The following is a 26,411-nucleotide window of genomic DNA, read 5'->3' as shown; positions in this document are numbered from 1 at the left end:
CGCGCCCCCGATCGCGAGGTCGCAATCGGCCGGGCCCCAAATCGATGTCCCGAGTCTGCTGTTGGGCGCGAACATGGCAGAAACAAGGGAGAATTCAATTCCTTGGGCCGCAGTTGCGGCAATTCCAGTGGTTTTTCCGGAGCACCCCGAAAACCGCCGCGTGTAGCGGTAAATCACGCGCTCAATGGCGGCCCCAAGGTCCCATCGCATTGCCCGCCGGAGCTCCTGAGGGGCCTGGGGCCGGCACGGGCGGCGGTCCAGCCGGGTTGCCTGCGTCGTTCCACGGCCCGCGCGGCGGCTGCGCATCCTGCGGGTTGGCCTGTGCCTCCGGTTGTTCCGTTGCGGGTTGATCCGTCTCTTCGGCGGGGTCTGGCAGCGGACCGGGGTCGTGGCCACCAGCGAACTTGACCAGCGCATCGACCCGGGACTGCACGGAAGGGTGGGTCGCGAACAGATCGGCAAAGCCCTCGCGCGGATTGTCGACGCAGAGCTCCATCGCCGCCGAGGTCGCGCCAGGCAGCTCGCCGCGGCCTTCGATCTTGCGCAACGCCGAAATCATCGCATCAGGATCTTTCGTCAGCTCGACGGAGCCCGCGTCGGCGAGAAATTCGCGCGACCGCGACAGTGCGAGCTTCACCACCTGGGACAGCAGCCAGGCCACCACGATCAGCACGATCGCGATGATGATCACGATCACCGCGCCGCCGCCGGAGCTCTTGCTGTCGCTCGATGACGAGGACGACCGGGAGGAGGAGCCCGAGCTTCCGGAGCTCCAGTTGAAGTTCGTGAACAGGCGGAAGAACAATTCGCCGAAGAATCCAACCACGCCGGCAATGATGACGGCGACGACCATGAGCTGCACGTCGCCGTTCTTGATGTGGGTCAGCTCGTGGCCCAGCACCGCCTCGATCTCCTTGTCATTCAGTGTTGCGAGGAGACCGGTGGTGACGGTGATGGAATATTGCCGCGGATTGAGGCCGGTCGCGAACGCGTTCAGGGCCGGGCTCTCCATGATCTTCAGCTTCGGCATGGTGATGCCGCGCGAGATGCAGAGGTTTTCGAGCAGATTGTAGAGCCGCGGCTCCTCCTGCCGCGTGACGCCGTGGCCGCCGGTTATGGCATCGATCATCGACTGGTGGAAGAAATAGGCGATCACGGTCCAGAGCGCCGCCGCGATCGTCGCGAACGGTGCGGCCTTGAGCAGGTCGGTGAAGGCGCGGCTCAGATAGTAGGCGACTGTGCCATTGCCGTTGATGACGACCTCGGCAACCAGTGCGCCGGCATAGACCAGCACGTAGACCAGCATGAACAGGCCGGCGAGCAGCAGCATCGAACGAAACTTGTTCGAGGCGACGTGCGTGTAGAGACCATACGCGGCCATGACGGGTCTTCGTCAAAGTCCGTCGTTCCGGGGCACGCCGAAGGCGTGAACCCGGAACCTCGAGATTCCGGGTTCGTCGCAATGCGACGCCCCGGAATGACGGAGAAGAGCAATGAACATGCCGGCAATCAGAACTTCACCTGCGGCACGGCCTCGACCTCGGTACGGCTGGCGCCGAGATCGAAGAAGTCCTTCCTGGTGAAGCCGAACATGCCGGCGAACAGGGCGGCCGGCATCTGCTGGATGCCGGTGTTGTATTCCTGGACCGCGTTGTTGAAGAAACGGCGGCTCGCCGCGATCTTGTTCTCGAGGTCGGAGAGTTCGCTGGCGAGTTGCTGGAAATTGGCGTTGGCCTTGAGGTCGGGATAGGCCTCCGACAGCGCGATCAGCCGGCCGAGCGCGCCGGAGAGCTGGTTCTCGGCCGCGGACACCTGCGCCGGTCCCTGTGCCGACATCGCCGAATTGCGCGCCTTGATGACGTCGTCGAGCGTGCCGCGCTCGTGCGAGGCGTAGCCCTTCACCGTCTCGACCAGGTTCGGGACCAGGTCGTGACGCTGCTTGAGCTGCACGTCGATATCGGCAAAGGCCTGGCCGACGCGCTGGCTCAGCGCCACCAGGCGGTTATAGGCGCTGAAGGCGAACAGCACGAGGACGACGATGACGCCGAGAACGATCCAGCCGGTCGACATGGAGAACTCCTGAAGAGGGAAGAAGGCGGGCGCCAGGGTAGACCAGATTGGCGCAGGATGAGAGCCCGATGCAGAGGGAGGTTAGACTTGGTCGAACAGGGAGGCGTCCGAGTTCAAGGCGAAAGCCCTTAACAGGGTTAACTTTCGGCAATGACGGCGTCGCCCCAGCGCCAGCGCCGGGCACGTGCATAGGCGGTCTTGTCGCGGCGGGGCACCTTCGCAAGTTCAACGCCGCCCTGGCTGCAGAGCTTCGCCGTGATCTCGGCCTTGCCGACATCCGGCGGGGCCAGCACGCGCGCCGCGCGCGTAGTGGGCTGCGCGCGGGTCAAGGCGACGTAGATGAAGCGCTCGTCCTCGAACGGCACCTCGGCACCCTTGATCTGGCGGTGCGCCTGCGAGCGCGGCAGGCGCTGGCTGAAATGGCACCAGTCGGGCGCGATGAGCGGGCACGACCTTTCGTGCGGGCAGGGCGCGGCGACGTAGGCGCCTGCCGCGATCAGCTGCTGGCGCAGTGCGAGGATGCGGGTATAGCCGGCGGGCGTGCCGGGTTCGATCACGACCAGCGCGTGGCGCGCCTTCGCCCACATCGCATCTGTGAGCTTGCGCTGATCGGCCTCGTTGAGCTCCCCGATGACGTAGCTTGCAATGACGAGATCGGCTGGCGAGACTTCAGCGAGATTGCCGCCGGCATCGCCCGGCAGATAACGGCACTCCGCGAGGCGCGAGCTGTTGCGTGCGAGTTCGAGCGCGAGTCGGCTCAGCGTGGCGTTGGCGTCGAGCAGGGTAAAGTCTTGCAGCGACGGAAAGGCTTCGGCGGCCGCCCAGCTCGCGGTGCCCGGGCCTGCGCCGACGTCGAGCAGCGTTTCCGGGGCGAGATCAGGCGCGATCTCGGTCAGCGCATTGAGGCTGGCCGCCACCGCCGCGTAGGTCGCGGGCATGCGCGCCAGCGCATAAGCGAGCGCATCGGCCTCCGACTTGATCGTGCCGGAGCCGCCGCCGGCGCGATAGGTGGTCGAGATTTTCTGTGACCGTTGTGCCGCATCAGTGCGGGAGAAGCCCTGAAGCTTGCGGTCGAGAGCGGCCTTCAGTTCGGCAGGGAGGGTGGGGGCTATCATCATCCGCAGTCATGCCCCGCGAAGGCGGGGCATCCAGTACTCCGAGACAGCGCCCTCAACCGAGAAGCCGCGGCGTACTGGATCATCCGCCTTCGCGGATGATGACGCAATGGGTGTGGCGCGACTGCGGACTCACGCCACGTTCTGGTCGAGAATGTCCACGGCCTCGGCGAGGCTCACCGACACCAGCTGCGAGACGCCGCGCTCGGCCATGGTGACGCCGAACAGGCGGTTCATCCGCGCCATCGTGATCGGATTGTGCGTGATGATGATGAAGCGCGTGTCGGTCGAGCTGGTCATCTCGTGCAGCAGGTTGCAGTATCGTTCGACGTTGTGGTCGTCGAGCGGCGCGTCGACTTCGTCCAGCACGCAGATCGGCGAGGGGTTGGTGAGGAACACCGCGAAGATCAGCGCCATTGCGGTCAGCGCCTGCTCGCCGCCCGAGAGCAGCGACAGCGTCTGCGGCTTCTTGCCCGGCGGCTTGGCGATGATTTCGAGGCCGGCCTCCAATGGGTCGTCGCTCTCGATCAGATGCAGCGCGGCCTCGCCGCCGCCGAACAGCTCGACGAACAGGCGCTTGAAGTGGTTGTTGACGACCTCGAACGAGGTCAGGAGCCGCTCGCGGGCCTCCTTGTTGAGGCTCTGGATGCCCTGGCGCAGCCGCTTGATGGCTTCGACGAGGTCGTCCCGCTCGGTGACGAGGCCGGTGTGCTGGGTCTCGACCTCGCGCAGCTCTTCCTCGGCGCGCAGATTCACGGCGCCGAGGCGCTCGCGGTCGCGCCGCATCTTCTCGAGGTCTTCCTCGATGTCGTGCAGCGGCGGCAGCTCGGCGCCCGGCTCGATCTCGGCAAGGCCGGCGACGGCCTGCGGCTCGACCTCGAGCATGTCGCGGATCTCGCGCTCGATATCCTCCAGCCGGCGCCGCGCGCCTTCCATGCGCTCCTCGGCGCGGGCGGTGGCCTCGCGGGAGCTCGACAGTGCCTCGAGCGTCAGCTTGGCGACGCGATCGGTCTCCGCCATCGCACTTTCCGCGGTAGCGAGCGCGTCGGCAGCCATGCGGCGGTCGTTCTCGGCGTACTCGATCTCGGTGATCAGCGCGCTGCGCTTCTCCGCGAACACGGCCGGCGCGTTCTCGAGCTCGCTGCGCTCGATCGTGAGCTCGGCGATACGGGCCTGGATGGTGTCGATGTGGGAGGCCGCGCTCTCCTTGCGGTTCTGCCACTCGGTGCGTTCGGCGAGGATCGCCTGCACGCGGCGGTCGGCGAGCTCGGCCTCGCGTGCCAGCGCCTGCGCCTCGGCGCGGACCTGGGCGGCCATGCGGCGGTGGCCTTCGATGTCGCTGCGGACGGCGGCGAGACGCGTTTCGGTGTCCTCGCTCGACGGCAGCTCGGAGATGCCGGCTGCGGCATATTCGTAGGCGGCCTCGGCTTCGGCGCGGTCGGCGGCGAGGCGGCTGTGCGCTTCCGACAGCGTGGCCTTGCGCGCGGCGTGGCGGCTGATCTCGCGCTCGGCATTGGCGTGGCGCTCGCGCGCGACGTTCAGCTCGCGCTGCGCGGCACGCCAGGCTTCGCGGCTGGCGCCCTCGGTGCTCGCCGCCATCTGCAGCTCGGACTCGGCGTTCTCCAGCGCCTGGCGCTTGATCTGCGCGTCGATGCGGGCCTGCTCCAGCTCGTTCTCGATGTCGACGAGGCGGGCGCGCTCGGCAAGGCGGCGTGCGGCACCGGTCGGGGCGTGAGCCGCGGCGACAAAGCCGTCCCAGCGCCAGACGTCGCCCTCGGGCGAGACCAGCCGCTGGCCGGTCTTGAGCTGGGAGACCAGCTCCGCGCCGCGCTCGCGCGGCACCACGCCGATCTGCGCCAGGCGGCGCGCCAGCTCGGCCGGCGCCTGCACGTGATTGGCGAGGGGCACGACGCCTTCGGGCAGCGCCGGGTCGCCTTCGGTGTGTCCGACATTGGTCCAGCGCATCGGCGCCGACGGGTCGATCGGGGCGTCGAGATCGTCGCCGAGCGCGGCGCCGATCGCCTTTTCAAAGCCCTTGTCGACGTTGATGCCGTCGATGATCGGCGGCCACAGATTCTTGGTCTCGCCATTGACGATCTTGGAGATCGTGCGCGCCTCGGTCTCGAGCCGCTGCACGCGCTTGTCGGCCTCGACCAGCGGCGAGCGGGAGGATTCCAGCGTCTGGCGCGCGGCCACGTGCGCAGCCTCGCTCGCCTGCGCCGCAGCTTCGGACGCAGCCAGCGTCTGCTCCGCGGTCTCGACCAGCGCGGTCAGCTCGTCGAGATCGCCGAAGCCACCGGTCTCGGCGGCAAGCTTCTGCTCTTCCGCGGCGACGTTGGCGATCTCCTGGTCGAGCCGGGCGAGCTTGTCGCGATGGGTGCGGACGTTGGCCTCGAGCTGGTTGCGCTTGGCGGTGAGGTCGGCGAGCGCGGTGGTGAGCTCGGCGAACTTCTGCTCGGTTTCGGTCAGCACCGCCTCGGCTTCGGCGACGCGTTCGTCGACGCCGGAGCGCTTCTCGACGCGCGACTTGATCTCTTCCTTCAGCTCGGCGTCTTCTGCGTCGAGCCGCTGCAGTGCGACGTCGGCGTCCATGGTCTGCTGCTGGGCGCGGGAGATGTCGCCTTCGAACTGGGCGAGGCGCCGCTCGAGCTCGGCGACGCGCTCCTTGGCGCGCTCTTCCTCGCGATCGAGCAGCTCGCGGGCATTGGTCAGGCGCTGCAGGCCGGCCGCGGCGCGCGCCTCGGCATCGCGCAGCGCCGGCATCTCGGCGGCGCGGATGGCCTGGATGCGGGCGGCTTCGGCCTGGTGCTGGGTGCGCTCGGCCATTTCGCGCACCGCGAGATCGTGGGTCTGCCCGGACTCATTGACGTCGGCATGCGCGCCGATCCAGCGCAGATGGTACAGCGTGGCTTCGGCCTTGCGGACTTTGGCTGCGACCTCGCGATAGCGCACCGCCTGGCGGGCCTGCTTCTTCAGGCCTTCCATCTGGCCCGAGAGCTGGCCGATCACGTCCTCGACGCGGGTAAGGTTGGTTTCGGCCGCCTTCAGCCGCAGCTCGGCCTCGTGACGGCGGGCGTGCAGGCCGGCGACGCCGGCGGCGTCTTCCAGCACGCGGCGGCGCTGTTCCGGCTTGGCCTGGATGATCTCGCCGATCTTGCCCTGGTGGACGAGCGCCGGCGAGCGCGCGCCGGTGGCGGCGTCCGCGAACAGGATCTGTACGTCGCGGGCGCGCACGTCGCGGCCGTTGATGCGATAGACCGAGCCGGCCTCGCGCTCGATGCGGCGGGAGACTTCCAGAAGCTGGCTGTCGTTCATCGCCGCCGGCGCGGTGCGATCGGCATTGTCGATCGTCATCGTCACTTCGGCGTGGTTGCGCGCAGGACGGTTGCCGGAGCCGGCGAAGATCACCGCGTCCATGTCGGCGGCGCGCAGCGATTTGTACGAGGTCTCGCCCATCGCCCAGCGCAGTGCTTCGACGAGATTCGACTTGCCGCAACCGTTGGGACCGACCACGCCGGTCAGGCCGGGCTCGATGACGAAGTCCGTGGGCTCAACGAAGGACTTGAAGCCGTGAAGGCGCAGGCGGGTGATTTTCATAAACACGCATCTCTGTTGGCAGGCGCGAATCTCCCTGCCGGGACAATACCATGGAAGGCAATGTCGCTGTCTGGGTGAGTCGCGCGAGGCGGCTCATGCGGCTGGACAATGGCCGCGGTGCGCCGCGAGGGCAACCAGCGAAAGCCGCTTTTCCCAAGGGATTTATGCCGGGAAGAATGCGGCTCGAGATGCGCGAATCAGGGTTGTCGCGTGCGAATCAGCTCTTGAGCAGCGGATTGATCTTCTTGGCGAATTCCTCGAATGAGGCCTCGCCCTTGATCTTCTCGCCGTTGATGAAGAAGGTCGGTGTCGAATCGACCTTCAGCACGTCGCTGGCATATTTCTGGTCGGCAGCGATCTTGTCGAGCAGCGCCTGGTCCTTCAGGCAGGCCTCGACCTGCTGCTGGGTGAGGCCGGCCTGCTTGCCGATCCGCGTCAAGGTCTCCGTGGTGTTCTTCAGCACCCAGTCGTTCTGCTGGCGGAACAGCATGTCGGTGACGGCGAAGTATTTCGGCGCATCGCCATTGGCGATGCAGCGCGACAGCATCGATCCGGCGGCGGCTTTGATGTCGAGCGGGAACTCGCGGAAGATGTAACGCACCTTGCCGGTGTCGATGTATTCCTTCTTGATCTTCGGGAACACCTGCTCGTTGAAGGCGGCGCAGTGCGGGCAGGTCATCGAGGCGTATTCGGTGATGGTGACGGCGGCATCGTTCGGCCCGAGCGCCATGTCGGGCAGGGACACGGGCTTGGCCACATCGGCGGCGGACTGCGCCATGGCTTCAGGGATCATGGCTTCCGAGACGAACCGCAGCGGCGGGAGTCCGGTGAGCGCGGCAAGCCCGGTCAGCGACAGCATCGTGGTGAAGGCGCGGCGGGTGATGATCAAGGTCGGCTCCCGAGATTGGCAAGGTTGTCCGAGGTTCCCGCCCGGACGGCCTGTCGCTAGCTTGAAACGTCGATTGAGGCAATGGCGGGCCGCACGGAGGGGTCCAGTTTGGCGGCGGAATGAGGCTCAATTTCGCTTGATGGCGGCCCCCAGCCGGGCCAGCGCCGACTTGAGCTCGTCATCCTCAATGCCACCCAGGCTCTCCGCCACCTTGGCGACGCTTTTGGGGTCCGGCGGGCCGGGCCGCACCCGGCGCTGGACGCGCGACAGAGGAGCCTGGCGGAAGGCGAGCTTGCCGACCGCGTTCCAGCCGAAGAAGCGGTTGACCCGCTCTAGGATGACATCGGCGGAGTGCTGGATCTCCAGCGCCATCGGTCCTTCGACCCGCAGCACCAGGGTCGCCGGCTCCTGCGGCTGGCCCTCCACCGGGCGCGGCCATTGCATCTTGAGCGGCTCGGCATGGGCCGCGATCTCCGGTCCCGCGATCTGCGCCCACCGCGTCACCAGTTCGCGCGCGGCAAAACCCTGCTTGGCATAGGCCTCGGCAAAGACGTCGTCGAGCAGGATGCCGAGCGGCTTGGCGCTGATGGGGCCGGGCTTGGGAGGGAATTTGGACATGGGACCTTATAGCACTGTGCGCGACGCGTCAGGAACTGCTGCCGTCATGGCCGGGCTGTGCCGGCCATCTGCGTCTCGCCGCGAATAAAGACGTGGATGCCCGCGACAAGCGCGGGCATGACGTGGAGAGATCGGCCCCACGTCGTTACAGTGCGAGTATGCCCCTCAAATCGGCCCGCAGGGCGAAATCGGAACCAGTTCAACCGGAACGTCTGGCTCGACCGCTGGCGCTCCTCCAATGGTACGACCGCCACCGTCGCCGCCTGCCCTGGCGCGCGGCTCCCGGTGAGACATCGGATCCCTATCGCGTCTGGCTGTCGGAGATCATGCTCCAGCAGACCACGGTGAAGGCGGTCGGCCCCTATTTCGAGAAATTCGTCGTACGCTGGCCGGATGTCGCGGCGCTGGGGCGGGCTTCCCAGGACGACGTGCTGCGGATGTGGGCGGGGCTCGGCTATTACTCGCGCGCGCGAAACCTCCATGCTTGCGCGGTCGCAGTGACGCGCGAGCATGACGGCGTCTTTCCCGATACGGAGGAGGGCTTGCGCGCGCTGCCGGGGATCGGGCCCTACACGGCGGCGGCGATTGCCGCGATCGCGTTCGACCGTCGCACCATGCCGGTCGACGGCAATATCGAGCGTGTGGTGTCGCGCCTGTTCGCGGTCGAGGAGGAGCTGCCGCAAGCCAAGCCGCGGATCCAGCAACTCGCCGCGACGCTGCTGGCGGATTCTCGCGCCGGCGGCGAGACGTCTCGCGCGGGGGACAGCGCGCAGGCGCTGATGGATCTGGGCGCCTCGATCTGCACGCCGAAGAAGCCGGCCTGTGCGCTGTGCCCGCTGAGCGAGGATTGCATCGCGCGTGCGCAGGGCACGCAGGAGACCTTTCCGCGCAAGGCGCCGAAGAAGAGCGGGACGCTGCGGCGGGGGGCGGCTTTCGTGGTCACGCGCGGCGACGAGCTGCTGGTCCGCTCGCGGCCCGACAAGGGCCTGCTCGGCGGCATGACGGAAGTGCCGGGCTCGGACTGGCTCGCCGGCCAGAACGATGCGGCGGCGAAGCAGCAGGCGCCGGAGCTGAAGGGGCTGTCGCGCTGGCAGCGCAAGGTGGGCGTCGTCACCCACGTCTTCACGCATTTTCCGCTGGAGCTGGTAGTCTACACCGCGAAGGTGGAAGCCCGCGCGCGCGCGCCCGAGGGCATGCGCTGGGTGCCGATCGCAACCCTGGCCGGCGAAGCGCTGCCCAACGTCATGCGCAAGGTGATCGCGCATGGATTGGGTCTCTAAAGCATGATCCGGAAAAGTGTGCAGCGGTTTTCCGAAAAGATCATGCTTAAACAACAACCTAAAGCGCGATGACGATTCATCCTAATCGCATCGCGCTTTAGGACTCCATCCTGCTGACAACAGGCTGTCAGCAGCCTTGCGTTACCAGCGGGCAACAGGAGATCTCGCATGGTCAAGACCGCGCTCGACAACTTCCGAAGGCCACCCTGTGCCGAACTGCTGGGATGGCGTCTGCTCGATGCTCGCCCGCAGGAGGGCTGGATCAAGCTCGGTTTCGAAGGCAAGCCGGAGTTCTGCAACCCTGCGGGTTTCATTCAGGGCGGCATGCTCTCGGCCATGCTCGACGACACGATGGGTCCGGCGGTGCTGGTGATGAGCGAGGGCCGGCTCTACACCACCACGATCAGCATGACCGTGAATTTTTTGGCACCCGCAAAGCCCGGCCCGATCATCGGCGAGGCGAGGGTGACGCAACTCGGCAAGACGATTGCCTTCGTCGAAGCCAAGCTGATGGCGGAGGACGGCACGCTGCTGGCGACGGCCAGCGCGAGCGAGCGGCTGCTGGAGGCGGCGAGGGTGGTGGGTAAATAGTTTAGCGTTGCGCACTGCTCTTCCTTCACCCCTTGTGGGAGAAGGTGGCGCGAGGCGCCGGATGAGGGGTTTCTCTCCGCGAGTCTAAACTGCGAGTTGGACTCGCGGAGAGATACCCCTCACCCGAGTGAGCTTGCGTCTTCCGGCATCGCTGCCCTCTCCCGCAAGGGGCGAGGGCACATCAACGGGCATCTCGCCTCGTGCGAAAGCTCACGCACTCGGCCGCGCGTCCTTGCTCACGATCGGCGGCTTCGCATTCAGCGCGTCGACCTGAAAGCCCGCGACGCGCTTGTAGTTCGCGGCGATGCCTTCCAGCTCCTGCTGGGACAAGACGTCGGTGACGACCTCAAAGCCATCCGGCGCGCGCTCCTCGACGAGCTGCATCACCTGCTCAGGGCCGTTCTTGCGGTTGAGCAGGACGAGGTCGGTGGTCGCGGGCCTCCGCTCGGCTTCATAGGCGAGCAGCGCGGCGCTCGTCGGACCATGCGCGAGAATCTCGCGGGTGATGACGCGGGCGTCGAGGATCGCTTGCGAGGCGCCGTTCGAGCCGATCGGGTACATCGGATGCGCGGCATCGCCCATCAGCGTGACGCGGCCGAAGGTCCACTGCGACACCGGATCACGGTCGACCAGCGGATATTCATAGGCGTGCGGGCAATTCTTGATCAGCCCGGGCACGTCAAGCCAGTCGAACGTCCAGCTTTCGAACCATGGCAAAAACTCTTCCAGCCGCGCGGTGCGGTTATAGTCCTCGCGCCGCCACTGATAGGTCGGGGGCATATGCCGCTCGGCGACCCAGTTGATCTGATAATTGCCCGCCGCATCCGGCGCCTTGCTGATCGGATAGCAGACGAATTTCAGGACCTCGTGTCCCGCCATGATCATCGTACGGCCGCTGAGGAAAGCCTTTGCGGGCGTCACGCCGCGCCAGAGGATGCGGCCGTTCCAGATCGGCGGGCCTTCGCCCGGATAGAGCTTTTCGCGCACGGCGGAATGGATGCCGTCAGCGGCGATCAGAATCGCGCCGTCGTAGGTCCCGGCGGCTTTGCCGGTCGCCTTGTCGATGAATTCGGCGCGCACGCCGTCCGCCGTCTCGGTCCAGCCGGTCAGATGGTGGCTGGTGAGGATGTTCTCGCGGCCGAGCCGCTCGATCGCTGCGTCGAGCAGGAGCTGCTGCAGCGTGCCACGGTGGATCGAGAATTGCGGCCATTTGTACCCGGCCTCCAGTCCGCGCGGCTCGCTCCAGATCGGCTTGCCGTGCTTGGAGAAATAGGCGAGCTCGCGCGTCCGCACGCCGCTGGCGTCCAGCTTGTCCATCAAGCCGAGCTCGATCAGCTCGCGCACCGCATGCGGCAGCACGTTGATGCCGACGCCGAGCGGCTTCAGTTCCGCCACGCTCTCGAACACTTTTGCGGGAATGCCGATTCCGTGCAGGCTGAGCGCAAGCGTCAGCCCGCCGATGCCGCCGCCGGCGATGAGTACGGTCATGAGATCCCCCCTCCGATTGCAGGCGTCTTGGCACAGGCGGGCCGCGGTGGGCAACTGCGAAGGGGATGTTGTGCTATGGACGTCGGGCTCGACAGTCGTTAATTTTCGGCTTTCCCATGAGGTCCGACATGCTCAAGCTCTACTACGCCACCGGCACCTGCGCGCTCGCCACCTACATCACCCTGGAAGAGGCTGGAGCCGACTATTCGGCCGAACGGCTGAGCTTCAAGGACAACCAGCAGAACAGCCCGGACTATCTCGCGATCAACCCGAAGGGCCGGGTGCCGGCGCTGGTCACCGACCGCGGCGTCCTGACCGAGACGCCGGCGATGCTGGCCTACATCGCGCAGACCTTCCCCAAGGCGAAGCTCGCACCGCTCGACGACCCCTTCGACTTTGCCGAGGTGCAGTCGTTCAACTCCTATCTCTGCTCGACCGTGCACATCAACCACGCTCACAAGATGCGCGGCGCGCGCTGGGCGACGGAGGAGAGCTCGTTCGCCGACATGAAGGCAATGGTCCCGAAGACCATGGCGGCCTGCTTCAAGCTCATCGAGCAGAAGATGTTTCGGGGGACCTGGGTCATGGGCGAGCAGTTCACGATCTGCGATCCCTATCTCTACACGCTCTCGACCTGGCTCGAAGGCGACAGCGTCGATATCAATGCGACGCCGAAAATCGCCGATCACTTCAAGCGCATGTCCGACCGCCCCGCGGTGAGCAAGGTGATGGCGGCGCAGAAGGCGTAAGGGCTCCTGTAGGGTGGGTTAGCCGCGCAGATGCGCAAAGCGCATTTGCGCGGCGTAACCCACCATGCATCGGCAATCGCAGACGAAGTTGGTGGATTACGCCTTCGGCTAATCCACCCTACGACCCCTCTCCAATTCCCGTCCCGTCTGAAGCATCAGCCGCCGCAGCCAGATCGAGCCGGGGTCCATCTGCGCGCGGGTCGGATGGAACATGAACTGTTCGTCGATCCCGGGGTCGAGCGGCGGCGTCACCGTGACGAGGCCGAGCTGCTTCGACAGCGCTGCGATCAGCCGGCGCGGCACGAAGGCGACGAGGTCGGTGCGGGCGGCGACGTGCAGCGCCTCGAGATAGCCTGACACCACCAGCGAGATATGCCGCTCGACGCCCTTGGCTCGCAGCCAAGGGTCGATCAGGTCTTCGGCACCGCCGCGGATGATCACGCCGACATGGCGCGCGGCCAGGAACGTCTCGCGCCGCTTCAGCTTCGCGCCTATCGGATGGCCGCGCCGCACCGCCAATGCGTCGCTGTCGGTATAGAGCAGCTGGCGGTGAAAACCCTTGAAGGCGTTTCCGATCGAGATCACGAGATCGATGGTGCGGGCGAATTCGGCATGGAAGATCGCCGATCCCCGCCACGGCACGACGTCGATGCGGACATTGGGCGCGGCCTGCGTCACCTTCTCCATGAAGCGCGGCATCAACAGCTCGACCGCGAGATCCGGCATCATCAGGCGGAATTGCCGCTCGCTGCGCGCGGCGTCGAAATCGTCGGGCACGAACAGCCCGCGCACCTGGTCCAGCGCCTGCGCCAGCGGGGCGCGCAGCGCCAGGGCCCGTGGCGTCAGCTCCATCCGCGCGCCGGTGCGTACCAGCAGCGGATCGCCAAAAATGTCGCGCAGGCGCTGCAGCGCATGGCTCGCCGCCGGCTGCGACAGCCCGAGCCGCAGCGCGGCGCGGCTGACATTGGCCTCGCGCAGCAGCGCATCGAGCGCGGTCAGCAGATTGAGGTCAAGCGAATTCAAATTCATAAGGTGAATATATATCATATTCACTATCGATTTGAAGAATGCTGATCGGCCGGTGATGATCTTCGCGATGTCACACCACGGAGATGCCGCCATGAGCGCTGCCGCCAACAAGAAACTGATGCAGGATATCTTTGCCGCCGCCGCCAATCCCGATCCGGCCGCGCGCGACCGCGCCTTGTTCACCGCCAGTCTTGCCGACGACGCCAAATGGATCGTGACCGGGCAATATTCCTGGTCCCGCACCTTTTCGGGCAAGGAGGCGATCCTCAACGATTTGCACGGCTATGTGCGCACGCGCCTGCGCGACCGGACGCGGACAATCGCTCACCGCTTCATCGCCGACGGGGACATCGTCGTCGTGGAAGCCAAGGGCGACAACGTCACGCCCGAAGGCGTGCGCTACGACAACGACTATTGCCTGGTGTTTCGCCTCGCGGACGGCAAGATCAAGGAGATCCGCGAGTACTGCGACTCGATCCTGACCGAGAGGGCGCTCGGTCCGTTTCCACAAACGGTCGCGAGAGCCGCGGGCTAGCGGTTTGAGCACCGTCTGGTCTGCCGGCTGGCGCCATTCGTTCCGGTCTGCGAGGGTCGTGTGGGTCTGGCGAAAGCTGGCGGAGATCATCCGGCTCCGGCGAGAGCGCACGCGGATACACGGCCAGCGCGCCGCGATGAGCGAGCGGGAACTTCTGGATTGCGGAATGACGCGGTCGGAGATTGCGTACGAGCTGAGAAAACCTGTCCGGCGGAAATAGAGCGGAGGCGCCTCTACTTCCTTCCGAGCCCGGCGGAACCTTCGGTTTCCGCCGGCGTTCCCCTCGCTCGGGAGCGATCGCGCCCCGGCAACCTGCATTTCCGGGAATTTCATGCTGGCTGGGGCTTCGCACGTTTCGACACAGGTGGGCTGCAGCTTCTCCGGACTCCGCGAACGACTGAGAGAAGCGACCTCGGCTGCGCACCGCGCGCTCGACACCCGGCTCTCCGCATTCGATCTCGGCGGCCTCGCCGGCTATGGCCGCTTTCTTCAGGCCAGCGCCGGAGCTCTTCTTCCGCTCGAAGCCGCGCTCGTCGAGGCGGGCGTGGAGCGCATGTTTGCGGACTGGCCCGAACGGTCGCGCAGCGCTGCGATTGCGGTTGATCTCGGACGCCTCGGCACGAGCGCGGCGTCGACAGTGTCGGTGCCGCGGCTGACGCGCAGCGGGGTGCTTGGCACGATGTATGTGCTGGAGGGCTCGCGGCTCGGCGCGAAGTTCCTGCTGAAGACAATCGCGGATGCGGGCGATCCGCGCATCAGTGAAGCCACCACCTATCTCCGCCATGGCGCGGGCGAGCGGCTCTGGCAGAGCTTTCTGGTGAAGCTCGCAAGCGAAGAACCGGGTGACGAGGACGAGATCATCGATTCCGCTCGCATTGCTTTCGACGCATTCGAGCGGGCGGCGGACCGGGCATGAACGAGGCGGTCAATCTCACCAATTGCGACCGCGAGCCGATTCACATTCCCGGCAGCGTGCAGCCGTTTGGCTTCCTGCTGGCCGTGTTGCCGGATTTCACGATCTGCATGGCATCGAACAACGTAGGGAGCTTCCTTGGGACGGATGTTGCCGACCTGCTCCAGCAGCCGCTGTCGAGCGTCGTCTCTGCGACGGCGGTCGAAACGATCCGCGGACGCGTTGATCATCTCGGTGGTCCGGACGCGACCGAACGCCTGTTCGGCGTGGAGCTGCAGCCAGGCAGGCCGCCCTTCGATCTCTCGATTCATCTTTCCGGCGTTTATCTGATCATCGAGGCGGAGCCGAGCGCGCACGAGCCCGGCTTCAATTCGGGCGAACTCGTGCGCTTGATGCTCGAGAGGATCCGCAAGACGCGCGGCATGGCCGATCTGGCGCGGGAGGCGGCGCGCCAGCTCAAGGTGCTGACCGGATTCGACCGAGTCATGGTCTATCAGTTTCATCCGGACGGATCAGGCGAAGTGATCGCCGAGACCGCTGAGGCGGAGCTCGAATCCTTCCTCGGTCTGCGTTATCCCGCGTCGGACATTCCGAGGCAGGCGCGGGCCCTTTACCAGCGCAACTGGCTGCGCATCATCGCCGACGTCAATGCCGGGCCGGCCGCGCTGGTGTCGACAGCTACGCACAACGCAGGGCTGCTCGATCTGTCGATGAGCGTGCTGCGCTCGGTCTCGCCGATCCACATCGAATATCTGCGCAACATGGGCGTTGCCGCCTCCATGTCGGTGTCGATCCTACGCGACGGCAAGCTGTGGGGTCTGTTTGCCTGCCATCATTATTCGCCGCGCTACATCTCGTTCGACAAGCGCACCGCCTCCGAGCTATTCGGGCAGATGTTCTCCTGGATCGTCGAGGGGCGCGAGCGCGAGGGCGACGTCGCCTACGAGGCCCGCGCTCATCAAGTCCAGGAGCGGCTGATCGAGATCGCGGCCTCGCACGAGCACAGCCGCCGCGCCATCGTCGACTTCCTCGGCGACTACCGCAAGATGATCGAATGCGACGGCGTCGCGGTGTGGTCCGACAACAGCATCGTGCTGCAGGGCGATACGCCGACCGAGGACGAGGTCAAGGACCTCGTCGCCTTCATCAACCGGACCTCGCCGGGACGAATCTTCGCGAGCGCAGAGATCGCCAAGGTCTATGCCGCCGGCGAGGCGTTCCGCGACCGCGCCGCGGGCTTTCTGGCCATCCCGATCTCGCGCACCCCGCGCGACTGCCTGATCTTCTTCCGCCGCGAGCTGACGCGCTCGGTGAACTGGGCCGGTGCTCCCAACAAGGTCTACGACGAGGGGCCGAACGGGCCTCGGCTGACCCCGCGCAAGAGCTTCGAGCTCTGGCAGGAGACGGTGGCGGGCCAGTCGAAGCCGTGGTCGGCGGCCGACTTCCGCATCGCCGAGAGCCTGCGAGTCACGCTGCTGGAGGTGATCCTGCAATTGTCCGACCTCGCCGCGCGCGAGCGCCGTGGGGCGCAGGAGCGGCAGGAGCTGATGATCGCCGAGCTCAATCACCGCGTCCGCAACATCCTGAGCTTGGTGCGTGCGCTGGTGGCGCAGAGCAAGGACACCGCGACGAGCGTGGAGGAGTTTGCCAGCGTGCTCGGCGGCCGAATCCAGGCGCTGGCCCGCGCCCATGACCAGATCACCAATCTGAACTGGGCGCCGGTGGCGCTGCGGACCCTCGTCGAATCCGAGGCCGGCGCCTATCTCGGCGCGCGCGCGGAACGGGTGAAGATCGGCGGTCCGGACGTCGCGCTCGATCCAAAGGCGTTCGCGACGCTGGCGCTCGTGGTCCATGAGATGATGACCAATTCCGCCAAATACGGCGCACTTGCCGATTCCACCGGCAGTGTCGAGGTGGTCTGGCGTCTTGACCCATCCTCCAGCCTCGTCATCGAATGGAAGGAGAGCGGCGGCCCGCCCGTGCAGCCGCCGTCGCGGCGCGGCTTCGGGACCACGATCATCGAGCGGTCGGTGCCCTTCGATCTCAAGGGCGATGCCGAGATCCGCTTCGATCTTCTGGGGGTGCAGGCGAGGTTCGTCATTCCCGCCAATTTCGTCGAACTTGTGCCGTCAATAGCAGGAGCCGCCATGCGGATCGAGGAGCAGCAGGCCAACCGTCCCCGGATCTCGGAGACCGCGCTGATCGTGGAAGACAATCTGATCATCGCCATGGCGGCGGAGGTCATCCTGCTCGATCTCGGCGCCCGCCACGTCGACACCGCCGCGACCGTCGATCAGGCGCTGCGGTCGATCGAACGCACCCGGCCGAGCTTTGCCCTGCTCGATCTCAATCTCGGCAGCGAGAGCAGCATCAAGGTGGCTCAGAAGCTCAAGGAGATCGGGGTGCCCTTCATCTTCGCGACCGGCTATGGCGAGCGCGCGCCGCTCCCGGAGCAACTGGCATCGTCGCCGGTGGTCCAGAAGCCCTACACGCTGGAAGTGGTCGAGCATGCACTCGAAAAATTGCAGAAGGCCGGCGCCTCGTGAGCGTTCGCATGCCGCGCTCTGCATGACGCTGCGCGTCGCCGCGCGATCTTTGCATGGCTGCCGACAAAAGCAGCAGGGTGGGTGCCGGCCAATCTCAATCGCGCGAAAAATTTGAAGGTTCAATTAACGAGTGTCCTCCATTGTGTCGCGGTGCAGCGTGGGTCGCGAGAATGCGACGCGCGGCTGCCGGGGTGGCCGGTGACGATCGCCGGCGTTGTTCGGCCGCCCGAAGTGGAATGCATCTGGGTGGACAGTGGGAATGCCGAAATTTCGTTTGCGGATCAGGGGACGCCTGTACGCAGGCTTCATGGCCTTGGTGGCGGTCGGTCTCGTGATGGCAGTGGTTGCCGTCTGGAATTTGCAGGACGTGCAGGATCAGGTCGCAAGACAATCCGCGCTCTCGGACAGCACGGCGCGGGTGCTGGAAATCTCGACCAACCTTCAGGCGATCCAGCGGGCCAATCTTCGCTACGTCTACGACGCCAACGAATCCGCGATGAAGGAAGCGGCGGAGCGGGAAACCGCGGCGACCGAGCTGCTGCGGGTCGGCGCGAAGGGGACGATCTCGGAGGAGCGGCGAGCGCTCTATAACGGCCTCATCGACGACATCGCCAAAATGCGACGCCTGCGTGACAATCTCGGCGACGCCGTCAACGAGGCGAGAACGGGCAAGGCGACGCTGCTGCCGAGCGGGGAGGATCTGGCCGTCAAGACGGGCAAGCTCGTCGACGTGGCGCGCGCCGCCGTCGACGAAGATACGGCGGCCCTCGTCGCCGATCTCGAATCGCGAATCCTGCTCGTGAGGATCGCAAACTGGCGTTTTCTCGCACTTCGCGATACCCAGGGCCCTGCGACCTTCAGGGCGAGCGTCGACAGGGCCGCGCAACGGCTCGCGGCACTCGAAAAGAGCCCGCAGGCGACGGAGTTGCGAGCCACGCTGGCGCCGGTGAAGACCTCGCTCGGAATCTACAAGTCGGCGTTCGAGGCGACCTCCGCAGCGATGCTTCAGGCGGACGAGATCTACCATAAGAACCTCGCGCCCCTCATCGTCGACAGCATCGCCAAGCTCAAGGTGGCGGAAACGACGCTGAAGCAGGACTACCAGCAATCGCGGACCACCGCTGAATCCGTGATCGCCGGAACGACGACCGTTCAGGAGATCGCCGGCGGCCTCGCTATCCTGTTCGGCGGCATCGTCGCCTTCCTGATCGCCCGCAGCATCGTCGGTCCCCTGACCTCGATGACAGGCGCGATGGGGCGGCTTGCCGGCGGCAATCTTGAGGTCGAGATTCCCGGCCGCGGCAGGGCCGACGAGATCGGCGACATGGCCAAGGCGATCCAGGTGTTCAAGGACAACATGATCGAGACCGAGCGCATGCGCGCCGAACAGGCCGAGCTCGAGGCGCGGCAGGCCGAGAACCGCAAGAAAGACATGGCCCGGCTGGCCGACCAGTTCGAACAGGCGGTGGGCGAGATCGTCAACACGGTGTCATCGGCGTCGAACGAGCTGGAAGCCTCCGCGGGTACGTTGACCACGACCGCCGCGCGCGCCCAGGACCTGTCGACCGAGGTCGCCAGCGCCTCGCAAGAGGCCTCGGCCAATGTGCAGGCGGTCGCTTCGGCGACCGAGGAGCTCTCGTCCTCGGTGTCCGAGATCGCGCGCCAGGTGCAGGAATCCGCCCGCATCGCCACCGAGGCCGTCGGTCAGGCAAGCCGGACCAACGAGCGCGTCGGCGCGCTCTCGAAGGCCGCCGCGCGGATCGGTGACGTCGTCGAACTGATCAGCACGATCGCCGGCCAGACCAACCTGCTGGCGCTGAACGCCACCATCGAGGCGGCGCGCGCGGGCGACGCCGGCCGCGGCTTTGCGGTGGTCGCCTCCGAGGTCAAGGCGCTCGCCGAGCAGACGTCGAAGGCCACCGGCGAGATCGCCCAGCAGATCTCCGGCATCCAGGCAGCGACGGAGGAGTCGGTCGGCTCGATCAGGGAGATCAGCGGCACCATCGAGCGCCTGTCGGAGATTTCGTCGACGGTGGCCGCCGCCGTGGAGCAGCAGGGCGCGGCGACGCAGGAGATCTCCCGCAACGTCCAGCAGGCGGCCCAGGGCACCCAGCTGGTGTCGTCCAACATCGGCGACGTGCAGCGCGGTGCCTCCGAGACCGGATCGGCGTCCTCGCAGGTGCTTTCGGCGGCGCGCTCGCTCTCGGCCGACAGCAACCGGCTGAAGCAGGAGGTGGCGAAGTTCCTGGGCTCGGTCCACGCAGCCTGACTGAAAGCGGACGTATCCTGCTGCATCGTCATTCCGGGGCGATGCGAAGCATCGACCCCGGAATCTCGAGATTCTAAGGTGCGCAACTGCGCACCACAGTTCGCCGCCCTGCGGCGCCCCGGAATGACTGCTACAGCGATCAGGCCACCTTGGTCGCCATGTGCTTGAACATGTTGCTGCGCGCCTCGTCGTCCATCTCGGCCTTGAAGGTGAACTTGTCCTTCAGGGCGATGGCGCGCGCCGCCGCGGGCCGCGCCGAGATCTCGTCGACGAGCCGCTTCACGTTCGGGTATCGCGCAAAGGCGTCGTCGCCGAGCTTGAACGGCACCATCCGCGCCCAGCCCCACAGTGCCATGTCGACGATCGAATAGCTGTCGCCGACCATGTAGCGGCGGCCTTGGAGGTGACCGTCGAGAATCCTGTAGTGGCGATCGGTCTCGTACTGGTAGCGATTATGGGCGTAGTCGTGGTTCTGGTCCTTCGGCGCGAAATGCTTGAAGTGGACGGCCTGACCCGAATACGGCCCGACGCCCGACGCCACGAACATCAGCCAGGACAGCAATTCGGCGCGGTTCGAGGGCAGGAATTTGCCGGTCTTCTCGGCGAGATAGAGCAGGATGGCGTTCGAGTCGAACACGATGGTGCCGTTGTCGTCGATGGCCGGCACCTTGCCGTTCGGATTGATCTTCAGAAATTCGGGCGCGAACTGCTCGCCCTTGCGGGTGTCGATCTTGACCGGCTCGAAGGCCAGTCCGGACTCCTCCAGAAACAGCGCAACCTTGGTCGGGTTCGGCGATCCGTTGAAATAGAATTTGAGCATCGAGCATCTCCTCGGTGTCTGTTGCGCGCGCGGACGCGGCGTGGTTAGGCGGACCTTGTCTTGCCTGAATCCGTTGCGGGAGAGCAACCGCCGAGTTTGCCGGGCGGTGTCTGCGCGGTGCGCAGGTCAAGCGGCGTAACAAAGGCCGATTGTCGCCGTAATGACCATGGCCGCGCCCACGGCCTCCAGCCGCAGCCCGAGCCGCGCGGCCAGATGCATGTCGGAAGCCCGCGCCGCGCGCTCCGGCCCGCGTGCGTAGCCGTGGACGATGACGTCGTGGTTGAAATTGTCGTGCGCCTCGTTGGAGCTGGCGAGCCCGACGCAAATCACGAGCATGCCGAACAGCGCGAGCCCGAAAAATCCCAACAGCGCGATCAGGAACATCGGAAACATGCCGGCCAGGAAGATCGGCAGCAGCGGCACCAGCAGCAATGTCTCGGAGTGTCGTCGCATGGAGCCCAACCGGTCAGGACGGGGCTGATTGGGCAAATGTAGTCCCGGCTGACGCGGCTTTCAATTCACGCCCCTGTCATTCCGGGGCGCGCCTCTTGGCGCGAGCCCGGAATCCATTGGGCGGCATGGGACGTGGCTCGATGGATTCCGGGTTCTCGCGGAGCCTGTCATCGGGCCGCGCTGCGCGCGGACCCGGTGGCGAGCCCCGGAATGACGGAGGAGGAGGCCTACTCAGCCGCCATGCCGGCGCGGATCTCGGCGCGCAGCTCGTCGATCAGCTTGAGACCCTTCTTGGTCTCGACGTGCCAGAAGGTCCAGCCGTTGCAGGCCTGCGCGCCTTGCGCCACGGCGCCGATGCGGTGGATCGAGCCGACCTTATCGCCCAGCATGATGGCGCCATCGGCACGGACCAGCGCGCCCAGCTTCTTCTTGGCGTCGAACAGTTTCGTGCCGGGCATGATCATGCCGCGCTCGATCAGTTCGGCGAACGCCACCCGCGGCGCTTCGCGCGCGGTCATGAACGGGGCGAGGCTCTCCTCCGGCAGCGGCTCGACCGCGGCAATGCGCGCCTCGGCCGCCCTGGCGTAGGTCTTGTCGCGCTCGAAGCCGATATAGGAACGGCCGAGGCGCTTGGCGACCGCACCCGTGGTGCCGGTGCCGTTGAAGGGATCGATCACGAGATCGCCGGGCTTGGATGACGACAGCAGCACGCGCGCGAGCAGGCCCTCCGGCTTCTGCGTCGGATGGACCTTCTTGCCGTCGGTGCCCTTGAGGCGCTCCTCGCCGGTGCAGAGCGGGATCAGCCAGTCGGAGCGTGCCTGCACGTCCTCGTTGGCGGCCTTCAGCGCCTCGTAGTTGAACGTGTAGCCCTTGGCTTTTTCGTCACGCGCGGCCCAGATCATCGTTTCGTGCGCGTTGGTGAAGCGGCGGCCGCGGAAATTCGGCATCGGATTGGTCTTGCGCCAGACGATGTCGTTCAGGAGCCAGAAGCCGAGGTCCTGCATGATCGCGCCGACGCGGAAGATGTTGTGATAGGAGCCGATCACCCAGATCGTCGCCGATGGCTTCATCGCGCGGCGGGCGGCAAGCAGCCAGGCGCGGGTGAAATCGTCATAGGCGGAGAACGAATCGAACTTGTCCCAGTCGTCGTTGACGGCATCGACATGGGATTCGTCGGGGCGCTTGAGATCGCCCTTGAGCTGGAGATTGTAGGGCGGGTCGGCGAACACCAGGTCGACCGAACCAGCCTGAAGCTTCGACATCTCGGCGACGCAATCGCCGAGAATGATGCGATGCGAAGGAGACTCGAAATTTGTGCGGGGCGCCCTTGCAGACGCCCCGCGACGCGACTCTACCATGACTCAAGAACTCTGACTCAGGCGACGCTGTCGGCGACGCGGGACCAAACAACCGACTGGCCGTTACATTGAAGGGGCAAAGTAAAAAACGACTTAACCCGCCGCTTTCGCGAGCAGCCCTCGCCTTGCCGGTTGTGCGAACGTTGTTGTGCGCATTCGCCGTGTTTTGCAGTGTATTTCGCGTTTGCTCGGCTCGCTGCAGCAATCATGGCCGCAAGAAGGCCTCAAATTTCTCTCGGAAAAAATTGCTCGACCCTCGGAAAAAATTGCTGGCATCGCCATGCTGTCGCACTAGGCAATTTTTGCCGGCCACGATATTGATAAACGCAACGGAAATTTTACCTGTGTGGCGCGTTGAGCTTCTCGCCTAGTTGTGCGCCGTCGAAACTGAATCAGGGACCCCCGAGGGAAAGCCGCCATGCGCTACGATGACTTCCGCCGCAGCGACGACATCGAGGATCGTCGCGACGAAGGTGGTGGCTTTGGCGGCGGCGGAGGAGGCGGGTTCGGCCTGCCGATCGGCGGCGGCGGGCTCGGCATCGGTACCATCATTATCCTCGGCCTGGTCGGCTACGCCTTTGGCATCGATCCACGCATCCTGATCGGCGGCGCCGAGATTCTGACCGGCGGCGGCCATGCGCCGACCTACCAGACCGATCGCCAGGCGTCCTCGGGCAAGCGCGGCGCGCCGACCGACGAGATGGGCAGCATGATCTCCGGCATCCTCGGCGAGATCGATGATCGCTGGAGCGAGATCTTCCAGGCCAGCGGCCAGTCCTACACCGGTCCGAAGATCGTGCTGTTCCGCAACGCCACCAACGGCGGCCGCTGCGGCATGGCGCAGTCGGCGATGGGGCCGTTCTATTGTCCGCCCGACCGGACCATCTTCCTCGACACCGCCTTCTTCCGCGAAGTCGAGACACGCTTTCGCGGCTGCTCCGGCAAGTCGGCGTGCAATTTCACGACGGCCTACATCATCGCGCATGAAGCCGGCCATCACATCCAGAACCTGCTCGGCATCATTCCGCGCGTGACGCGGCTGCAGCAGCAGGTCGGCTCGAAGGCCGAGGCGAATGCGCTCCAGGTGAAGGTGGAATTGCAGGCCGACTGCCTGTCCGGCGTCTGGGTCAACCGCGAGGCGAAGAAGCGTCCGAACTTCCTGGAGCCCGGCGACATCGAGGCTGCGCTGACCACGGCGAGCGCGATCGGCGACGATACGCTGCAGCGCCAGTCGACCGGCCGCGTCGTGCCTGACTCCTTCACCCACGGCTCGGCGGCGCAACGCAAGCAATGGTTCATGACCGGCTACCAGCAGGGCACGGTCCAGGCCTGCAACACGTTCGGCGCGGGAGCGTTGTAGCCTTTCGCTCCGGGACGTGCGTAACGTGAACTATGATGCGCAAAGCGCGTCCAGGAATCCGGGAGTAGTGGCGTCATCCTGAGGTGTGCGCCCTTGCGCGCCTCGAAGGATGGCGGAGCCCCTGGCCCATCCTTCGAGGCTCGCCCCGCGGTGCGCTTGCACCGCAGAGCGAGCACCTCAGGATGACGGCGATAGCTGGGAAGCAGGAGTGAAGTCGTGGCCCCGATTGACGAAGCAAAGCCGTTCATCCCGCTCAACATCGCGGTGCTCACCGTGTCCGACACGCGCGCGCTTGCGGACGACAAGTCCGGCCAGACCCTGGTCGATCGTCTCACCTCTGCGGGTCATCATCTCGCCGCGCGCGAGATCGTCACCGACGATGTCGAGGCGATCCGCGCCGTGATCCGCCGCTGGATTGCAGATGGCGGCGTCGACGTCGTCATCACCACCGGCGGCACCGGCTTTACCGGACGCGACGTCACGCCGGAGGCGATCGAGCCGCTGTTCGAGAAGCGCATGGACGGTTTCTCGATCGCGTTCCACATGCTGAGCCATGCCAAGATCGGCGCATCGACCATCCAGAGCCGCGCCACCGCGGGCGTTGCGGGTGCGACCTACATCTTCTGTCTTCCTGGCTCGCCGGGGGCCTGCCGCGATGGCTGGGACGGCATCCTCGCAGCCCAGCTCGACTACCGCACGCGCCCCTGCAATTTCGTCGAGATCATGCCACGGCTGGACGAGCACCTGCGCCGGCCGAAGGCGCAAGGCGCGACGGTGTAGGCGCGTTGTTGCGGATGATGTCTAGCTGATCGAGGCTCGCACTTCTTCGCACGCACTTCCTCCCTTCTCCCCTGTGGGAGAAGGTGGCGCGAAGCGCCGGATGAGGGGTGCTATCCACATGCACTGACGCTCGCGGAGGCATACCCCTCACCCAAGCGAATCTGTGTCAGCCAGCGGAGACGCCCTCTCCCACAAGGGGAGAGGGCACATCAATGCGCATCTCGCCACGATGCGCATTTCGCCGGCAGCAAGCTCATAGATCCCGTTCCCAGGTCTCCCCAACAAGATCCTGCCCGAAGCTGCGATGCGGCTCGGTGGCGACGAGCCTGAAACCCGCACTTTGATAGATGCCGCGCGCGGCCACCAGGATGCTCTGCGTCCACAGCGTCATCTTGCTGTAGCCGCGCTCGCGTGCGCCCTGGATGCACTGCTCGACCAGCGCGCGGCCGACACCGAGGCCCCGTGCCTTCTTCTCCACCTGCAACAGGCGGAGTTTTGCGATCTCGTCCGTGGCCTTGACCAGGAACACCGAGCCGACCGGCTCGCCGCCGACCTCTGCGATCCAGCAGTGCTCGCGCGCGGCGTCGTAGTTCCTGATGAACTGCGCGCAGATCTCGGCGACCAGCGCCTCGTAGCTGATGTCCCAATCGTAGTCCGCGGCATAGGCGGCAGCCTGCCGGGAGACGACCCAGCCCATGTCGCCGACGCGATGGCTGCGCAGCATGACAGCCGCGGGCTGGGTTCGGCGTTGCTCCAGCACGGCCTCGATGGTTGCCATCGCCTGTGTCAGCCGCGATGCATCGCTGGCCGAAAGTCGGGCCAGCATTGCGGCAACCTCGTTTTGCGAGCTCAGGTTCAGCTTGGCGAAAGCCTGGCGGCCTTTGGCGGTGAGGCTGAGCTGGTATTGCCTGCGATCTGCGGGCAGGGGCCTTCGCGTGATCAACCCCTTTTCGTCGAAGCTCTGGATGATGCGGCTGAGATAGCCGGGGTCGAGACCAAGCTCGTTTCCGATCTCCTTCGCCGCCAGCTCGTCGCGATGCGCGAGTTCATACAGCACACGGGCCTCGCTGAGCGAAAACGGGCTCTTGCCAAGGTGCTGGTCGAGTACGCCAAGCCTGCGGGTATAGAAGCGGTTGAAGGCGCGGACTGCTGCGATCTGGTCGTCGGCGACGCATTCGGCAGCTGGGCTTGATGGCGATAATTGGGACGGCATGGGATCACCTCGATATTTGCCATTGTCAATCGATTATTTGACGTTGGCAAGTATCTCAGCCGACCATGACGATCCGGCTGCGCAGCATGGTCCGGGACGACCGGCCGAGCCGCCGGAGCAGCCGCGCCTCGGAATGGCGGGCCTGGGGCGGGTAGCCGCCGATCCGGTCGTAATGATCACGCGCGATCAACAGGCCCTGATCGCCGAGCGGACCGCCGAGCTTGCGCGCCACGGTCCAGACGATGTCGCGGAAGGTGGTATCGGCGTAAGGCGAACGTGCATAGCGGAACACGGCCGCACGATCCCGGCCGCTACTGGCGACCGCCTGGATGAACTGGGTGGTTTCCTCGATCCAGCCGGTTTCCAGCACGGCGCCCGCGGGCAGGAACATCAGCCAGGGCGATCGGGCCTGGAGCGCGCCGGCGGCGAGCGCGGCGCCTTGCGAGTGTCCCTCGAACGTGATGAAGCGGCAGCCTGCGACGTCGGCAACGCGCTCGATGACGCCATTGCGCGTGCGGTCGACCAGAAGGACCTCCCGGATGACGCCCGCGGCGGCGCCGGGGACCAGCGCGGCCAGAGTTGCGACCGCCGTCTGCTCGACACCTTCGGTCGGAATGATGACGCTCAGCATGATTGAGGCTTCAGTGTCTGCACTTCGGGAGAAGCGTAGTTTTATATGATGTTGTCATAAACCCGTAGCGTTGCCGAGTGCAACTTTCCGGCGGCGCTTCGGCATGC

Annotated in this window: 22 protein-coding genes; 9 read left to right on the top strand and 13 right to left on the bottom strand. The window is 65.8% G+C overall.

What is annotated here, in order from left to right; genetic code table 11:
* Window positions 1–181: 181 nt before the first annotated feature.
* From IVB23_RS11355 to IVB23_RS11330, 6 genes are all read right to left on the bottom strand, one after another.
* Window positions 182–1,381 carry a M48 family metallopeptidase gene (locus IVB23_RS11355; protein WP_247803540.1) on the bottom strand — a complete coding sequence of 400 codons (1,200 nt, stop codon included), beginning with the start codon at window positions 1,379–1,381 and terminating at the stop codon, window positions 182–184.
* Between the two features lie 128 nt (window positions 1,382–1,509).
* On the bottom strand, window positions 1,510–2,070 hold the full coding sequence (locus IVB23_RS11350) for a LemA family protein (protein WP_247803539.1): 561 nt from the start codon (window positions 2,068–2,070) through the stop codon (window positions 1,510–1,512).
* A gap of 137 nt (window positions 2,071–2,207) precedes the next feature.
* Window positions 2,208–3,188, bottom strand: a complete 981-nt coding sequence (locus tag IVB23_RS11345) for a small ribosomal subunit Rsm22 family protein (protein ID WP_247803538.1) — start codon at window positions 3,186–3,188, stop codon at window positions 2,208–2,210.
* 129 nt (window positions 3,189–3,317) lie between these two features.
* Entirely contained in the window at window positions 3,318–6,782 is a 3,465-nt protein-coding gene (gene smc, locus IVB23_RS11340; RefSeq protein ID WP_247803537.1) for a chromosome segregation protein SMC, read from the bottom strand.
* Between the two features lie 217 nt (window positions 6,783–6,999).
* Complete coding sequence (locus IVB23_RS11335; RefSeq protein ID WP_061878513.1) at window positions 7,000–7,671, bottom strand: DsbA family protein; 672 nt, start codon at window positions 7,669–7,671, stop codon at window positions 7,000–7,002.
* A gap of 126 nt (window positions 7,672–7,797) precedes the next feature.
* Window positions 7,798–8,289: a DciA family protein gene (locus IVB23_RS11330; RefSeq protein WP_247803536.1), complete on the bottom strand. Its 492-nt coding sequence runs from the start codon at window positions 8,287–8,289 to the stop codon at window positions 7,798–7,800.
* A 158-nt stretch (window positions 8,290–8,447) separates the two neighbouring features.
* Here IVB23_RS11330 and mutY point away from each other — a divergent pair, with 158 nt between their 5' ends.
* Window positions 8,448–9,569, top strand: a complete 1,122-nt coding sequence (mutY, locus tag IVB23_RS11325) for an A/G-specific adenine glycosylase (RefSeq protein ID WP_247803535.1) — start codon at window positions 8,448–8,450, stop codon at window positions 9,567–9,569.
* A 168-nt stretch (window positions 9,570–9,737) separates the two neighbouring features.
* Window positions 9,738–10,160: a PaaI family thioesterase gene (locus IVB23_RS11320; RefSeq protein WP_247803534.1), complete on the top strand. Its 423-nt coding sequence runs from the start codon at window positions 9,738–9,740 to the stop codon at window positions 10,158–10,160.
* 210 nt (window positions 10,161–10,370) lie between these two features.
* Here the strand turns inward: IVB23_RS11320 and IVB23_RS11315 are convergent, their stop codons facing one another.
* Window positions 10,371–11,648, bottom strand: coding sequence for a flavin-dependent oxidoreductase (locus IVB23_RS11315; protein ID WP_247803533.1), 1,278 nt, complete (start codon window positions 11,646–11,648; stop codon window positions 10,371–10,373).
* A gap of 128 nt (window positions 11,649–11,776) precedes the next feature.
* Here IVB23_RS11315 and IVB23_RS11310 point away from each other — a divergent pair, with 128 nt between their 5' ends.
* Window positions 11,777–12,397 (top strand): glutathione S-transferase family protein, encoded by a 621-nt coding sequence (locus IVB23_RS11310; protein WP_247803532.1) that lies wholly within the window; start codon window positions 11,777–11,779, stop codon window positions 12,395–12,397.
* 108 nt (window positions 12,398–12,505) lie between these two features.
* On the opposite strand, the gene IVB23_RS11305 is transcribed toward IVB23_RS11310, so the two are convergent.
* On the bottom strand, window positions 12,506–13,426 hold the full coding sequence (locus tag IVB23_RS11305; protein ID WP_061878508.1) for a LysR family transcriptional regulator: 921 nt from the start codon (window positions 13,424–13,426) through the stop codon (window positions 12,506–12,508).
* 91 nt (window positions 13,427–13,517) lie between these two features.
* Here IVB23_RS11305 and IVB23_RS11300 point away from each other — a divergent pair, with 91 nt between their 5' ends.
* The 4 genes from IVB23_RS11300 (at window position 13,518) to IVB23_RS11285 (ending at window position 19,689) form a co-directional block, all read left to right on the top strand.
* Entirely contained in the window at window positions 13,518–13,961 is a 444-nt protein-coding gene (locus IVB23_RS11300) for a nuclear transport factor 2 family protein (RefSeq protein ID WP_061878716.1), read from the top strand.
* 331 nt (window positions 13,962–14,292) lie between these two features.
* Window positions 14,293–14,877: a biliverdin-producing heme oxygenase gene (locus tag IVB23_RS11295; RefSeq protein ID WP_061878506.1), complete on the top strand. Its 585-nt coding sequence runs from the start codon at window positions 14,293–14,295 to the stop codon at window positions 14,875–14,877.
* Complete coding sequence (locus IVB23_RS11290; RefSeq protein WP_061878505.1) at window positions 14,874–17,420, top strand: HWE histidine kinase domain-containing protein; 2,547 nt, start codon at window positions 14,874–14,876, stop codon at window positions 17,418–17,420. The genes IVB23_RS11295 and IVB23_RS11290 overlap by 4 nt, the downstream gene beginning before the upstream one ends.
* Before the next feature lie 259 nt (window positions 17,421–17,679).
* Complete coding sequence (locus IVB23_RS11285) at window positions 17,680–19,689, top strand: methyl-accepting chemotaxis protein (RefSeq protein WP_247803531.1); 2,010 nt, start codon at window positions 17,680–17,682, stop codon at window positions 19,687–19,689.
* Between the two features lie 139 nt (window positions 19,690–19,828).
* Here IVB23_RS11285 and IVB23_RS11280 read toward each other — a convergent pair whose 3' ends face one another.
* The 3 genes from IVB23_RS11280 to IVB23_RS11270 form a co-directional block, all read right to left on the bottom strand.
* On the bottom strand, window positions 19,829–20,509 hold the full coding sequence (locus IVB23_RS11280; protein ID WP_061878503.1) for a glutathione S-transferase family protein: 681 nt from the start codon (window positions 20,507–20,509) through the stop codon (window positions 19,829–19,831).
* 126 nt (window positions 20,510–20,635) lie between these two features.
* A complete protein-coding gene (locus IVB23_RS11275) occupies window positions 20,636–20,962 on the bottom strand; it encodes a hypothetical protein (protein WP_061878502.1) in 327 nt (108 codons plus the stop codon).
* Between the two features lie 227 nt (window positions 20,963–21,189).
* Window positions 21,190–22,320 carry a site-specific DNA-methyltransferase gene (locus IVB23_RS11270; protein ID WP_247803530.1) on the bottom strand — a complete coding sequence of 377 codons (1,131 nt, stop codon included), beginning with the start codon at window positions 22,318–22,320 and terminating at the stop codon, window positions 21,190–21,192.
* A gap of 418 nt (window positions 22,321–22,738) precedes the next feature.
* Here IVB23_RS11270 and IVB23_RS11265 point away from each other — a divergent pair, with 418 nt between their 5' ends.
* On the top strand, window positions 22,739–23,680 hold the full coding sequence (locus IVB23_RS11265) for a neutral zinc metallopeptidase (protein ID WP_061878500.1): 942 nt from the start codon (window positions 22,739–22,741) through the stop codon (window positions 23,678–23,680).
* 216 nt (window positions 23,681–23,896) lie between these two features.
* A complete protein-coding gene (moaB, locus tag IVB23_RS11260; RefSeq protein ID WP_061878499.1) occupies window positions 23,897–24,460 on the top strand; it encodes a molybdenum cofactor biosynthesis protein B in 564 nt (187 codons plus the stop codon).
* Between the two features lie 253 nt (window positions 24,461–24,713).
* Here moaB and IVB23_RS11255 read toward each other — a convergent pair whose 3' ends face one another.
* The gene (locus IVB23_RS11255; RefSeq protein WP_061878498.1) at window positions 24,714–25,673 is read right to left on the bottom strand and encodes a helix-turn-helix domain-containing GNAT family N-acetyltransferase; all 960 of its coding nucleotides are present in this window, start codon (window positions 25,671–25,673) and stop codon (window positions 24,714–24,716) included.
* A gap of 55 nt (window positions 25,674–25,728) precedes the next feature.
* Window positions 25,729–26,304 carry a hypothetical protein gene (locus tag IVB23_RS11250; RefSeq protein WP_061878497.1) on the bottom strand — a complete coding sequence of 192 codons (576 nt, stop codon included), beginning with the start codon at window positions 26,302–26,304 and terminating at the stop codon, window positions 25,729–25,731.
* Between the last annotated feature and the right edge of the window lie 107 nt (window positions 26,305–26,411).

The sequence above is a fragment of the Bradyrhizobium sp. 191 genome, assembly GCF_023100985.1.
Classification (GTDB): domain Bacteria; phylum Pseudomonadota; class Alphaproteobacteria; order Rhizobiales; family Xanthobacteraceae; genus Bradyrhizobium; species Bradyrhizobium diversitatis.
The sequence above is the reverse complement of the archived record's forward strand: the minus strand, read 5'-3'. Positions and strand labels throughout refer to the sequence as shown.

Coding starts and splice junctions, on each gene's coding strand:
- IVB23_RS11345 (WP_247803538.1), bottom strand. CDS start 3,188: ATGATGATAGCCCCCACCCTCCCTGCCGAACTGAAGGCCGCTCTCGAC.
- IVB23_RS11280 (WP_061878503.1), bottom strand. CDS start 20,509: ATGCTCAAATTCTATTTCAACGGATCGCCGAACCCGACCAAGGTTGCG.
- IVB23_RS11310 (WP_247803532.1), top strand. CDS start 11,777: ATGCTCAAGCTCTACTACGCCACCGGCACCTGCGCGCTCGCCACCTAC.
- IVB23_RS11300 (WP_061878716.1), top strand. CDS start 13,518: ATGAGCGCTGCCGCCAACAAGAAACTGATGCAGGATATCTTTGCCGCC.
- IVB23_RS11265 (WP_061878500.1), top strand. CDS start 22,739: ATGCGCTACGATGACTTCCGCCGCAGCGACGACATCGAGGATCGTCGC.
- IVB23_RS11315 (WP_247803533.1), bottom strand. CDS start 11,648: ATGACCGTACTCATCGCCGGCGGCGGCATCGGCGGGCTGACGCTTGCG.
- smc (WP_247803537.1), bottom strand. CDS start 6,782: ATGAAAATCACCCGCCTGCGCCTTCACGGCTTCAAGTCCTTCGTTGAG.
- IVB23_RS11290 (WP_061878505.1), top strand. CDS start 14,874: ATGAACGAGGCGGTCAATCTCACCAATTGCGACCGCGAGCCGATTCAC.
- IVB23_RS11350 (WP_247803539.1), bottom strand. CDS start 2,070: ATGTCGACCGGCTGGATCGTTCTCGGCGTCATCGTCGTCCTCGTGCTG.
- IVB23_RS11255 (WP_061878498.1), bottom strand. CDS start 25,673: ATGCCGTCCCAATTATCGCCATCAAGCCCAGCTGCCGAATGCGTCGCC.
- IVB23_RS11250 (WP_061878497.1), bottom strand. CDS start 26,304: ATGCTGAGCGTCATCATTCCGACCGAAGGTGTCGAGCAGACGGCGGTC.
- mutY (WP_247803535.1), top strand. CDS start 8,448: ATGCCCCTCAAATCGGCCCGCAGGGCGAAATCGGAACCAGTTCAACCG.
- IVB23_RS11285 (WP_247803531.1), top strand. CDS start 17,680: ATGCCGAAATTTCGTTTGCGGATCAGGGGACGCCTGTACGCAGGCTTC.
- IVB23_RS11270 (WP_247803530.1), bottom strand. CDS start 22,320: ATGGTAGAGTCGCGTCGCGGGGCGTCTGCAAGGGCGCCCCGCACAAAT.
- IVB23_RS11295 (WP_061878506.1), top strand. CDS start 14,293: ATGCTGGCTGGGGCTTCGCACGTTTCGACACAGGTGGGCTGCAGCTTC.
- IVB23_RS11330 (WP_247803536.1), bottom strand. CDS start 8,289: ATGTCCAAATTCCCTCCCAAGCCCGGCCCCATCAGCGCCAAGCCGCTC.
- IVB23_RS11320 (WP_247803534.1), top strand. CDS start 9,738: ATGGTCAAGACCGCGCTCGACAACTTCCGAAGGCCACCCTGTGCCGAA.
- IVB23_RS11305 (WP_061878508.1), bottom strand. CDS start 13,426: ATGAATTTGAATTCGCTTGACCTCAATCTGCTGACCGCGCTCGATGCG.
- IVB23_RS11355 (WP_247803540.1), bottom strand. CDS start 1,381: ATGGCCGCGTATGGTCTCTACACGCACGTCGCCTCGAACAAGTTTCGT.
- IVB23_RS11275 (WP_061878502.1), bottom strand. CDS start 20,962: ATGCGACGACACTCCGAGACATTGCTGCTGGTGCCGCTGCTGCCGATC.